General features: G+C 40.0%; 14 protein-coding genes. 2 read left to right on the forward strand and 12 right to left on the reverse strand.

Annotated elements, in window-relative coordinates:
- Positions 1–9: 9 nt before the first annotated feature.
- Positions 10–2,040: a peptidoglycan recognition protein family protein gene (locus M3610_RS17905; protein WP_251461119.1), complete on the reverse strand. Its 2,031-nt coding sequence runs from the start codon at positions 2,038–2,040 to the stop codon at positions 10–12.
- Between the two features lie 286 nt (positions 2,041–2,326).
- Between M3610_RS17905 and M3610_RS17910 the strand changes: the two genes are divergently transcribed.
- On the forward strand, positions 2,327–2,953 hold the full coding sequence (locus M3610_RS17910; RefSeq protein WP_251461121.1) for a GNAT family N-acetyltransferase: 627 nt from the start codon (positions 2,327–2,329) through the stop codon (positions 2,951–2,953).
- Between the two features lie 53 nt (positions 2,954–3,006).
- On the opposite strand, the gene M3610_RS17915 is transcribed toward M3610_RS17910, so the two are convergent.
- Complete coding sequence (locus tag M3610_RS17915) at positions 3,007–3,528, reverse strand: DoxX family membrane protein (RefSeq protein WP_251461123.1); 522 nt, start codon at positions 3,526–3,528, stop codon at positions 3,007–3,009.
- 205 nt (positions 3,529–3,733) lie between these two features.
- Between M3610_RS17915 and M3610_RS17920 the strand changes: the two genes are divergently transcribed.
- A complete protein-coding gene (locus M3610_RS17920) occupies positions 3,734–3,952 on the forward strand; it encodes a spore germination protein (RefSeq protein WP_251461125.1) in 219 nt (72 codons plus the stop codon).
- A 76-nt stretch (positions 3,953–4,028) separates the two neighbouring features.
- Here the strand turns inward: M3610_RS17920 and M3610_RS17925 are convergent, their stop codons facing one another.
- The 10 genes from M3610_RS17925 to M3610_RS17970 form a co-directional block, all read right to left on the reverse strand.
- Positions 4,029–4,547: a DoxX family membrane protein gene (locus tag M3610_RS17925; RefSeq protein ID WP_251461127.1), complete on the reverse strand. Its 519-nt coding sequence runs from the start codon at positions 4,545–4,547 to the stop codon at positions 4,029–4,031.
- A 242-nt stretch (positions 4,548–4,789) separates the two neighbouring features.
- Positions 4,790–5,023, reverse strand: a complete 234-nt coding sequence (locus M3610_RS17930; protein ID WP_251461129.1) for a hypothetical protein — start codon at positions 5,021–5,023, stop codon at positions 4,790–4,792.
- 99 nt (positions 5,024–5,122) lie between these two features.
- Positions 5,123–6,379 (reverse strand): C40 family peptidase, encoded by a 1,257-nt coding sequence (locus M3610_RS17935; protein WP_251461131.1) that lies wholly within the window; start codon positions 6,377–6,379, stop codon positions 5,123–5,125.
- Between the two features lie 272 nt (positions 6,380–6,651).
- A complete protein-coding gene (locus M3610_RS17940; RefSeq protein ID WP_251461133.1) occupies positions 6,652–7,797 on the reverse strand; it encodes an ABC transporter permease in 1,146 nt (381 codons plus the stop codon).
- Positions 7,797–8,909: an ABC transporter permease gene (locus M3610_RS17945; RefSeq protein WP_251461135.1), complete on the reverse strand. Its 1,113-nt coding sequence runs from the start codon at positions 8,907–8,909 to the stop codon at positions 7,797–7,799. The genes M3610_RS17940 and M3610_RS17945 overlap by 1 nt, the downstream gene beginning before the upstream one ends.
- 12 nt (positions 8,910–8,921) lie before the next feature.
- Positions 8,922–9,860, reverse strand: a complete 939-nt coding sequence (locus tag M3610_RS17950) for an ABC transporter ATP-binding protein (protein ID WP_251461137.1) — start codon at positions 9,858–9,860, stop codon at positions 8,922–8,924.
- A 127-nt stretch (positions 9,861–9,987) separates the two neighbouring features.
- Positions 9,988–11,094 (reverse strand): sensor histidine kinase, encoded by a 1,107-nt coding sequence (locus tag M3610_RS17955; protein ID WP_251461139.1) that lies wholly within the window; start codon positions 11,092–11,094, stop codon positions 9,988–9,990.
- A 1-nt stretch (position 11,095) separates the two neighbouring features.
- Positions 11,096–11,737 (reverse strand): response regulator, encoded by a 642-nt coding sequence (locus tag M3610_RS17960; protein WP_251461141.1) that lies wholly within the window; start codon positions 11,735–11,737, stop codon positions 11,096–11,098.
- Positions 11,738–11,980: 243 nt separating this feature from the next.
- Positions 11,981–12,148, reverse strand: coding sequence for an aspartyl-phosphate phosphatase Spo0E family protein (locus M3610_RS17965; RefSeq protein WP_098574071.1), 168 nt, complete (start codon positions 12,146–12,148; stop codon positions 11,981–11,983).
- A 235-nt stretch (positions 12,149–12,383) separates the two neighbouring features.
- Positions 12,384–12,863 (reverse strand): hypothetical protein, encoded by a 480-nt coding sequence (locus M3610_RS17970; protein ID WP_251461143.1) that lies wholly within the window; start codon positions 12,861–12,863, stop codon positions 12,384–12,386.
- Between the last annotated feature and the right edge of the window lie 9 nt (positions 12,864–12,872).

Raw genomic sequence — 12,872 nt, forward strand, 5'->3', positions numbered from 1 at the left:
AGATTGCAGTTACTGCACCAACCACACGGTCTTACCGGCTAATTTCCCTCTATACCAGTTCGTGCTCCCTACTTTTGCCGTGAGCTCGGCCGTGAATTTCTTATTTTTGTAGGCAGAAAGTTTTTTATAAACCACGTCTTTCTTTCCGCCCCATGCTTTGCTGTAGGCACTGCCTGTTCCTTTGATATTCATGGTTTTGGCTTTTTGGCTTACTACAGCATAGCTTATATCGGAAATATCGGCGGAATGTACCCAGCCGATGGCGTTCGCACCAGTGGAACTTTTACTAATTAAATAATAGGTTTGACCATTCAGCTTACCTTTTCTTTTTATATAGTAAACCTTATTGGTATAAGTAGATCCGGCCTTAAAGTAGGAACTTAAACCTAACTTTCTATAAATCTTGATGCCGGTTTTTTTGATATTGCCTAAACGGTTCTCTGCACTTTCCAGCGTTTGGTTTAGGTAGGCGCTTTGAATCCATACCGTTTTATTAGCGAAACTACCACGATACCACGTGTTAGTGCCAACCTTTTCTGTTAAATTAATCTTAAATTGTTGGTTTTTATTTTTCGAAAGGTCTTTAAAGACAACATCCTTCGTACTGCCCCATGGCTTGCTATAAACGATACCTTTACCCGTTAAATACATCGTTTTTGCATATTTGTCATAGGAAGTATGGGAATAAGTAGTGATATCGTTGGCTTTTACCCAGCCAATGACCCCTGTTGCACTACTTGGCTGTGTACTAATTAAATAATATGTTTGATCGTTGATGGTCGCTTGTTTCTTAATGTAATAGACGGTTCCAGTGTAAGTGGATCCGGCTGGAAACGCTCCAGTTTCAGTGCCGACCGTTTTATAAATATTGACACTGCCATTTTTTATCTGACCTAACCTGCTGGTCGATCGCTCCACCTTTGGTGCTAATCTGCTCGAATAAATCCACACGGTTTTTCCGTCCAAATTCCCACGGTACCAAACCATATTTCCAACCGTTTCTGTTGCATTCACCTTAAATTCTTGATCTTTATATTTAGATAGAGAAGAATAGACGACATCTTTCGTCATCCCCCATGCCTTGCTATAGGCGCTGCCCTTCCCCGTAAAATACAATGTTTTTGATGTAGACTTTAGACTTGATTCTGGATTAGTAAGCAAATCCGAGGCCTTGGCCCAGCCGATTACTCCGTTTACACTACTAGCCTGCTCGCTTAGCAGATAATACGTTTGTCCGTTTACAAAGGCTAATTTTTTAATATAAAACGTTTGATTCGTATACGTTTCTCCTGCTGGAGAGGCGGCTGCCGTATCTTTATAATCTTTATAAATCAAAACTTTACTGCTTGGAATTTGCCCTAAACGATTCGTATTCTCCGTTTTATCAGGGAGAGCTTTATATTTCATCGTCACTAACTGAACAAATTGATCCCAACTATAGCCCCACTTTTTAAAATAAGCATGTGGATCCGTATGGGTCGATGCACCAAGATACTTGGTGACTGCACCATGCGACCATAGAGTACCCACACCTGTTCTTTCGGCACTTATCAAAGGTAAATTATACTCATAGAGTATGGAGGCGATGTAATTCCCATAGTTATTGATTGAACGGGCAAATTGATCAAACGTCTTCACACGTACTAATTCAATATGTACAAAACGCTGGTTTGCGTAGTACCCTGCACCCCAAGCGCCATAATTCGGGTTATGGATTTCAATGACACGCGAACCATCTGCGAATGCATGAACAAAGGCATTTCTATGGTTTCTCGTCATATAGGCAATTTCGCCTGTAATCGTCGAGTTGCTGTTGGCTGTTTCATGGGCGACAACACCCTCAACCTCACCATACCCATTCCGATACGCGAATTTTGTAAAAATGCTTTGGTGCTGATTCTCTCCTTTCGCAGGGACTAGTTTCTTAGAAGCGATATAATCATTCACATTGGGATAGGTTGTACCCGCTGCACTCATAAGAGAGGGATGGACTAAAATAAAAAGTAACAGTGACAAAACAGAGATGACAACTTTCTTCATTTTTCCTCCTAATATAATAGTTTAAATGTCGAATAGACTCATAAAACTATTATACTATGACAAATGAACTGATTCTAAGAAATATTTAGTTTTTCTAAATAATTTTGGTAATTCAATGATGGTGTCAGGCACCATGATGCAGGTTTGTGGTGTGGTTTTACTGGCGGATAACTCCACATTACTGGCGGATAACAGCTTTTTACTGGCGCAATCTTTCAAATTCGTTTTCAAATTCGAAATTATAGGATACTATTACCTATAACATCAAAAAAGGCAGGCAACCCCAATGAGAGTCAATGAAATTAGCATAACGGAGGGTAATTTAAGCGAGCTGCATAACGTCTATCAACGCTTACAAATGGACTTCCCAGCCAATGAATTAAAAGATTACAAGCATTTTCAATTGCTTTTAGCTAACGAAAAATACAAACTCATCTGGGCAAGGCAACAGGAAAAAATCGTTGGCTATGCCTTAATTTATGAATTTGAGCACTTACCAGCAATTTGGCTTGATTATATGGCAATCGATCAGCAATTCCGGAATGCTGGCTATGGGTCCCTCTTTTTTTATCAAATCACTCAATCAAAGCGGGATGGGTATATTGGGACGTTTGTAGAAGTGGAAATACCAGAAGAAGATTCAGACTCACGAGAGCAACAAATACGAAGAATAAACTTTTACGAACGAATGGGTGCAAGAAGACTAAATATCTCTTATAAACTCCCCACAAACGATGGCGGGCTTCCCCTGTACCTATATTTTAGACCGTCTCCTCATATACACCGATTGCCAAAGGAACAAATACAAGCAGGGATCGAAGAAGTATTCCAATTTATCCATTCAGATGTAATCGATAAAGACACCATATTAAACGAAATTTCACCGTCCATTGAAGACGAATATTTTAACTAAAAAGAAAAGCAGAAGTTCAGCTCTCACACGAGCTGCTTCTGCTTTTCTTAATGTTAAGCTTTTACTTTTTCATGACCAGTGTGACCAGTGCCTTTTTTGTTCATTTTAGTAAGGAACGGAACCACCCAGCGGTCTAAACCGATTCTACCAGCGTTGTAACCTGCTGTTAGAATGATGAAGCCAAGGAAGATGTCTCTTGGGTTATGAGATACAGTACCTGCTAAGAAGAAGCTGAAATTCATTACAAGGCCGAAGAACATGGCTGTTGTTGTTAAGCATCCTAAGATCAATCCTAAACCGATTAAAGTTTCGCCCCAAGGAACAATAACGTTGAACACATCCACGTTTGGGAGTGCAAAGTGTTTTAAGAAGTCTACATACCAGCCAAATACGACCGCGCCGTCTGGACCTTTTACTGGGTTGGCGATGGCTCCTTTTAAGAATCCAGAAGCATCAAAGCCGCCGCCAGTTAATTTTCCAAAACCTGCTGTAAACCAAGAATAACCAAGATATAATCGTAAGACAGTTAAGATGGCCGCTGCAATTTTATTTTCTCTTAAAAATGTATTAAACATAAATGATTCCGCCCTTCTAAATTTATTTGTTCTTTATACTTACACTATATTCCTTTTTTCATTAAACAACATGGGTATAGTAACAAGTTCACAGTTTGTTTGAAATGTTATGACGAACTTTTGAACGGCACCCAATTGCAATCTGAGAACAAAAGATTGCTGATTCACATATAGTAAAATATTAAAGTGCAAAGGATGTTCTTCTATGTCTGAGTTTCGACTTCCAGTGAAAATCGATACAATTAGTGGCGGGGTTGTCCAATTTGGCAATTCCTTGTTTATTTCTCCTAAAAGCGCCGTGAAAACTGCACATGGCTCAGGTTCTTCCAATACAGGGGTTCATATCACAACTGTTAACGGATCAAGTGCAACGACCTCAGTAAATTCGGATCTATTTGACCAACCCATCGTTCACGATAACTAACCAGGTCATTCTATACCAAAATAGAACAAAAGACGATTCGGTATGAAGCCCGAATCGTCTTTTGTTTACAAATTATTTATGCACTTACCTTTGCTTTTTCATGCCCAGTACCTTTTTTGCTAGTCTTTTTGAAGAAGGGAACCACCCAGCGGTCTAAACCGATTCTACCAGCGTTGTAACCTGCTGTTAGAATGATGAAGCCAAGGAAAATGTCTCTTGGGTTATGAGATACAGTACCTGCTAAGAAGAAGCTGAAGTTCATCACTAGGCCGAAGAACATAGCTGTTGTTGTTAAGCATCCTAATATCAATCCTAAACCGATTAAAGTTTCGCCCCAAGGAACAATGACGTTGAACACATCCACGTTTGGCAGTGCAAAGTGTTTTAAGAAGTCTACATACCAGCCAAATACGACCGCGCCGTCTGGACCTTTTACTGGGTTGGCGATGGCTCCTTTTAAGAATCCAGAAGCATCAAAGCCGCCGCCAGATAATTTTCCAAAACCTGCTGTAAACCAAGAATAACCAAGATATAATCGTAAGACAGTTAAGATGGCCGCTGCAATTTTATTTTCTCTTAAAAATTTATTAAACATAAATGATTCCGCCTTTCAAAATTTATTTGTTCTTTATATTTACACTATATTCCTTTTTTCGGATAAACAATATGGGTGTAGTGACAAGTTCACACTTTGTTTGAAATGTTATGGCGAACTTTTGAACGGCCACAGTTGCACTATAATGACAAGGTTATCTCAGGAATGGCCAATTTTTTGGAACCTATTTTGCTTACCTTTGTCTTAGGGTGCCTGACACCAAAGAAAATCCCAGCTGTCCATCAGCTGGGATCATGTATGTTTGAAAAAATTCCGCCGAGATATTCGGCATGTTCAAGATATTGGAACACAAAGTCGGCCAATGACATTGGGATTTCTGTATCTTCTACCCAATAATCATAACTGGTTGCGATCGTCTTCTTGATTAGGTCGTTATTAAGCCAATACGGGGCCAGTGGATGATCAAAGCCGGCAAGGATGGCAGCAATTTCCTCGGTTGTGGTTATCTTAGACACCTTCTTAGAAAAATGTTCTTTTCACCTCTTCTAATCTATGTGATTATCTTCCCCAAAAACACACAAAAAAGGCTTGGAGTTTTCCTCCAAGCCTTGTTCTTAACGCAATACTCGTGCTGCAGTTGTAAATTTAGACGGATTATACGCAGAAATCTTTACTACATCACCTGTTTGTGGTGCATGGATATACTTCCCACCGCCGATATAGATACCAACATGGTGGGCAGGGTTACCCCTAAATACTAAATCACCTTTTTGTACATTATAAGTAGAAATGCTAGTTCCTACATCCTGCTGGTCACGAGAGACCCTCGGAAGGGAAATACCAATATGACGGAACACATATTGGGTGAACCCTGAACAGTCAAACCCATTTGGAGTTGTTCCTCCCCAAACGTATTTAACACCCAAAAATTGTTTAGCATAAGAGATTAACGCATCGGCATCTCCTGAATTAGTCACTGTTTCTTTCGGTGTATCAACGGATTTCGCTGGTTTTTTCACTGATTTTTTCACCGGTTTTTCCACCGGAGATTCTTGTTTTGGTTGCGCTGGGCTTTCAGGCGCTTGTTGATTTGCACTTTCTTCTGCTGCTTGACGTGCTCTTTCCTCAGCTGCAACTCTCTCTTGTGCTTCACGTACTGCTCTTGCTTGTGCTTCTTGACGTGCTTTATCTTGTGCACTTTTCAGTGTTTTTTGATTAGCAAGTTGCGCTAGTTGTTGATTTAAGGTATTTTTTGATTCTGCCAATACGGTTTTAATTTCGGCCTTATCTGCTTCAATCTGCTTTTGTTCAGAAACTAAGTCACTTTGGCTCTTTTTTAATTGCGCCAATTCGTTTTCTAACTTTTGCTCCGCACCTAGTAAGTTTTCCTCTTTTTTAGCTAGCGTCTTCATGATATCTGTATTATTATCAAGAATTTGCATAATAGCTGTAGAACGAGTTAGTAACTGTGAAAAGCTTTCAGAAGAAAGAATGAACTCAGCATATGTGATCATCGGCTGCTGACCTTGCTCCTGCATTGTTTTCAATCTTGCAGTATAGTAGGTTTTGTTCGTCTCTAAATCCTTTTTGGCTTTTTCAATGTCTGCCTTCGTTTTTACGATTTGACCTTGTTGGACTTTAATATCATTGTTTAGTTGTTTGCTTTTCTCCATACCAATGACGATACGGTCGTCAAGTTGTTGAATCTTTGTTTCTATCTCTTCAATTTGATTTTGTGTTGCGGTTATTTGTCCTTCAGTCTCATTGATTTGTTCTTGAGTAACCGTTGGACTTGCAAAAGTCGGGGTTGCTTGAAAGATCGTCGATAATAGAGCTACCATTACCGAATATATTACTAGTTTCCGTTTCATTCCTATTCTCACCTTTTCCAAAAGTAAATTTTTCCGTTTTATATATTTATAGTTTAAGTTTCCAAGAGAATAATAACAATGGAACTAGGGAAAATGTAATGAATTTGTAATGTTATGTAGAATAATTATAGAAAAAGTCGAATAAAAACGTCTGGTTTCGTGAAAGATTCTTAATTTCCGCCTACCAAAATTCCATATATTAAAAAACCACAAAAAAATAACCGCCCAATCGAGCGGTCAAAAGCTGGTCGTTCCTTTTCAGAAAATGCGTTTTAGACAAAATTCTGTGTCGTATTATTTCTACTAAACCGATAAATCGCAATCAAGAAAAAGGCGGCGGCAAAGGCAAATAGGATAATGACATTCATATACAGGCCGCTCATCGCATTTCCTTCCTGCAGCTTTGTTAACGTATCCAAGGTCCAGCGCTGGGGCAGGAAATCAGCAATTTTTTGCAGGGATTTGGGCATTACTTCCACCGGCCAGAAACAGCCGGAAAGCATGACAGTCGGTGTGATAATTAAATTTTGCAAAGCACCAGCGGCACTGCGGCTGTTAGAAAAAGAAACAATCACTAAAGAGATCCCGACTGATATTAATGAAAACAGTAACATCACAAAGGCTGCGGACCAAAACGACATGTTCATGCCAATATGAAAGACGCCTTTCATGATGGTTAACGTAATAACTACCTGGATCGTCATTACAATCATGTTGACCACAATATTGGAGAAAATGTATTTCCGCGCATTAATCGGTGTCGATAACAATCGAAAATAGGTGCGGCTTTCTTTTTCCAACAGTATGATTTCCGCCATATTCCCGGCTGACATTAACATGATCATGATCAAGAAGCCAATTGTTTGGTTGGTCATATTTTTATTTTTCGAACCGTCTTCTAGAGAATGAGTCGTGAGCTTATAGTTCGTCTGCTGAAAATCGCTATACATCTGCTCAAACTTTTGTTGATTTCCGCCCGCCACATAACTGATCGTCGCGATATTATCGATATACTGATGCAAATACGATTTCACGTAAGCGGTAATGGCTGCCCCCTTGATGGAGGTCAATTCGATATGGTCAGGCTTCCCTGCTAAGACACTGTCTGCATACCCTTTTTCAAAGGTAATCACACTATCTAATTTCCCAGAAGAGATTTTATCCTGGACTTGCCCAGCAGCAATCATTGAAATCTCGACATTCTCCAATCCCTTTAAAAAGTCGATGGTATCCGCAGTGATTACGCTTTTGTCCTCTTTAACAATCCCGACATGCAGGATTGTTTTTTGATCACCGCCATAGACGAGCAGGGCAACGAGGATCCCAATTAACGGCATACACAGGTACATAATAATGTTTTTCTTTTTCCGAAACGTTACACGGAGTGTGTTCTGAATTAACCAGAGGATATCCTTCATTATATTCCCTCCCGTCGTTGCAATGAGACGATCGCTACAAGCAAGAATAGCAGCGCCCCGGATAGATTAATGGTGAGCGCCGGAATGGCCGCCGCAAAATCATTCGCGTAAATAATCTTCGTCACCGCTGTATTCATCCAAGTCAGCGGTGAGAGATCAGTGATTAATTTAAAAATACCCTCAGGATTCTCAATTTTAAAATAGGCTCCCCCAAAAAAGGACGATAATTGAACAAATAACATGATAATTACCTTTGGACCCGCACTCGTTTTTGACAAGAAACTAACGCCAATCCCCATGCTGACCGCAAACACCACTTCTGTTAGGAGAACCAGGAATACCAAGCCTAAATGATCGCCCCAATTTGCTTTGAAAATGAGTTTGCTAAAAAGGAGGACCAGAACGATACAAATGCTGTTACTGACAAGACTCCCGAGCACTTTTCCTATGAAAATTTCACTCTTTAAAACCGGTGAAGCGATTAGCCGGTCACCCGTCTTTCGTACACGTTCGCTCACAATTAACGAACTAGCCGACATCGCCCCGTACAGAATAATCATCGTCGTGATTACAATCGCATAATAATCCATGGAACCAGGCTGCTGATTGGGAAGGAGGGAGGTCTCCTTAATAAAATCCGCCGGCTTCTCACGTGTAAAGGCACTCTCCAGCTTTTCCGGTGCCACCTTTATTATCTCCGATGTGATATTGTATTGATCGACAAACGAGGCGAGCATGCCTTGAAGGATAGTCCCTTCAATACTGGTTCCATTATTAACATAGAGCTGAATTCCTTGATCCGTTACTTCGACATAGCCATCATAGGTACCCTGCTTTACTTCTTTTTCGCCATCCGTAGAACCGGCTGCTTTTGTAAAATGAAGCCCCGATTTTTCGACTTCATTAATAAAATGAGGAAAAAACTCACCGTTCGTTGTATCTTTATATAAAACATCGATATCATCGACAATGAGACTGGTTGTAAATGTGTTCGACAATGCCGTTCCGAGGACCAACATTAATAAAATCGGAAAAAGTAACATGAAAAACAACGTTCGGGTATCCCGGAAGTCTGTTTTAATTCCCTTCCAGGCGATATTGAGTATATTCAAAGTGAATCCCCCTTATTGGTCACGCAAATTTCTGCCCGTTAATGTTAAAAATACCGTCTCCAAGTTTGGAGCTTTTTCTTGTAAGGAGCGAATTTCCATGTGGCTGCTCATAAAGTGTTCAATGATTTTGTTTAGGTTATTGACCCCGGTATCGGAGTTAATTTTAATCATGTGTTCATCCACGGAAACAGCTTCGACACCATGAATGCTTTTAATCGCTGCTAGGTCCACTTTTTCCGTCGATTTGACCTCAATCCAAACGTCCTTCGTATTGGTAATAATCGATTTCAGCTGCTCCTTCGTTCCTTCGGCAATGATTTTTCCATGATCAATAATCGCTATCCGTGAGCAAATCTCTTCGACTTCTTCCATATAGTGGCTCGTGTAAATGATGGTACAGCCCATTTCGTTTAACTTACGGACCGACGTAAGAATATAGTTCCTGGATTGCGGGTCAATCCCGACCGTTGGTTCATCCATAATGATCAGCTTCGGACGGTGGGCAATCGCACAGGCGATATTGAGGCGCCGTTTCATCCCGCCCGAAAAACTCTTCGGATAGCTTTTATGCTTATCCTGGAGACCAACAAATTCAAGGGCCTCCTCGACTCGCTCATTGAGTTCAGCACCACGCAGGCCGTAAAGTCCCGCAAAGAATTTCACATTTTCATAAGCAGTCATATCCTCATAAATAGCGAGATCCTGCGGAACCATGCCAATATTCATTTTGGCAAAGCGGCTGTATTTGGCACTATTTTTACCTAGTATGTTAATCGTCCCTTCATTGCTGCGGAGCAGGCCCGAAATCATATTAATCGTCGTACTTTTCCCAGCTCCATTGGCGCCAAGAAAACCAAAGATTTCACCTTCGGCCACAGATAAACTCATATTATCAACTGCAATAAAGTCAGCGAATTTTTTCGTTAAATTTTTAATTTCTAAAACATTCATCCTCTCACCCCTAATTCGTTTGTCTGCTTCCAGTATATAGAAAAAGAATGAACGCGCATAAGTGCAATCGTTCATTCTTTTCATATGAGAATATTCATATTTTCAACGTGAGATGTTCATGTGATCCTCATGTGCCCAACGGAAGAAGAGTGGTGACGGAAAAACCATTCGTGCTATCAACGATGATCTTTCCATTGACGGCAGCCGTCCGCTCTTCCATCCCAATAATGCCTAGACCTTTTTTGATCATCTCCGTTCCTGCTCCATTATCCTTCACTTCGACTCGAATCATTTTATTCAGGATCATTAGATTGACCGATACTTGCGTGGCATAAGAATATTTCATTGCATTCGTCAGTGCCTCCGTGACATTTTCATGGATGATTTTCCAATGAATCGGTGCGATGATATCGAGATTGCCTTCATGGGTAAGGACCGTTTTGATTGTCTGTTTGGCATTGAAATCATCTACCAGCAACTTCAAGCGGTGAATCCCCACCTGTTCTGTCGGCGGTTTCATATTTTTTAAGGTCAGGCGGATGTTTTCAATCCCCTCTTTGGATATATTGATAGCATTTTGGAGGAGCTCGGTGGCTTTATGTTGATCTGTTTCCACCAGCCGTTTTGCCGCTTCCATTTGAAAAAGAGCCCCCGTCATTGAGTGGCCAATTTTATCATGGATTTCTTGTGAAATTCGATTGCGCTCCTCTAATTTAAAGGTGTATTCTGACTGGCGGATGTATTCGCTATTTTCATGAATATGTTTGGTTAGTTTCTGGAGCTGCTTTCGCATCTCATCCTTTTGCGCTTCATTTTTCACTAGTTTCTCTCCATAAATGGACGTGATTGAAAAAATCATAAATGAAAGACAAGCGGCTAAGCCATAAATAGGCTGCAGCCACGCTTTCATATAGAGGATGGGAAGCAAAGATAACAATAAAACCGCAAGTTTCTTATCGATAAAACTGGCCGCAAGCTCGATAATTGTAAGTGGCAACAGCAAATAAAATAAAGGATTTACGATTAGATAAGCCACTGTCAAAATACCAATGGACAGGACATGCAGAACCTTTTTAACGGTATGATTTTTAAAAAGATAGAGTGTGATATTGGCGCAAAAATAAACCAAAAACGCAAGAACCACCCAGGAGATATGGCTGACATTGACCTGCGCACATTGAATCGCGATATATACAAGCAAAATCATCTTCGTAATAATAATCCAAATTTCCATCTTAATCGATTTTCCCGGTGAGGTAGTAAATCGCGATTTGAGTGCGATGCTCTAGACCTGTCTTTCCTAAAATAGACGTGATGTAATTCGCGACTGTCCCTTCTGAGATAAATAATTCCTTGGAGATGGCTTTATTGGAATATCCCTTCGCAATTAATGAGAGGATATCACGTTCCCGCTCGGTAAACTGGGTGAGGTCAATCTTTGTTTCAGCTCCATTATTGACCGGAGACAAATTGGATTTTATTTTTTCAAAAATGACATCCTGAAGAATGCTGTTTCCGTGGAACACACTCTTCATTGCATCCCGGATTTGTTCCGGATCATTATTTTTTAACAAATAGCCTTTTGCCCCATTTTTAATGGCATCAAGAATATATTCATCATCATCAAAGGTCGTTAAAATAATCGGCTTAGTGCTTGTTTGCTCGGCAATCAGCTTCGTTGCTTCCACTCCGTTCATAATGGGCATGCGAACATCAAGCAAGGCAAGATCAACTTCATGAGCGAGACAGTAATCGACTGCCTCTTTTCCATCACTCACGGTGTCGAGCACGGTAAATTCTTCGTATGTAGATAAAATAATTTTCAGGCCTTCCCGAATAAATGAGTTATCATCTGCGATGATGACCTTTATTTTCATACGTTAACAACCCCCTCCCCCATTTACATCATTTACCTATTATAGCAAGAAATAAGATCATGATTGAATAGGATTAGACATTAAATTCTTGCAGCCTTATCCTATAGAGACTGCCCGCATTAGTAGATCTAAGTAAAAAAAGCGTACAAGATCCCAACAGAGAGGACTTGTACGCTTTTTTTACTGGGATATGATTATGATTCTAGTTGCTTTCATAGTATTAGCTAAACCCAAAATAATTACTCAAGCAGAAATCTTCGTAAATAACCCCATTTGTAAGTTAATTAACTTATCAAGTCTTTCGCTTAGCTTTACAGTTTCCACTGAATTTAAACCTTCCGATAGCCCCACTCCTATCATTTTATTTCTCAAATTTTCGATTTGTACAAAAAGATCGTCGTTATTCATCATCACTAAACTCCTTAATATATGAACTATGTACTTAAAAGTTTATCAATTGAAAGCGCCTACAAGTAACTAGTTTTCGTCATCAAATATCGACATTATTAACTATCATCACGTTGTTTATGACACCTACTCCTAAATTGTTCCTCGGAATATGCCGAAAACTTGGTAACTTTGTGCAAAAAAGTTCACATTCTTGACAAATAATCTAGAATAAGAAAAAAATCTGTGTTTTCGCTCCTTAACTTTGGGTAAGTATAGCGCTAATCCCATTATGTATTCTCGTTATTCCAAGAGCCGTATGATCCCATAAAATCTTTTCAATGGTTTCCCATTGATGATCTTCACATCGAATTATTAAAACAATTTCCGCTGTGATGCCTTTTCCTCCTCGCTGCTTATTTTTGACAAGGAGTATTTTAATGAAAAAGCCCAAAAGTAACCCGCTGACCGCACCAATAATTCCCCAAATAATCGGTCCCCATTTTAGAACATATCCGTAAATGGCACCGAGCAGCATAAAACAAGTTCCCAGCATCGCAGCACCGTCAAACAAACTCAAACCATCCGCCCGGTGGATCGTATCAAATAACTGCCTTGGCTCCGAACGTTTATCAAGCGGGGCAGCGAGAATCTTTTCTTTAGGTATCCCCTTTTGTTCGATCGCAGAGATAGCTAACTCAATAAATAAGGAATTCTCGAAAGTGGCTATGACATACACCTGATTAAC

It is taken from the genome of Neobacillus sp. MER 74 (assembly GCF_023714155.1).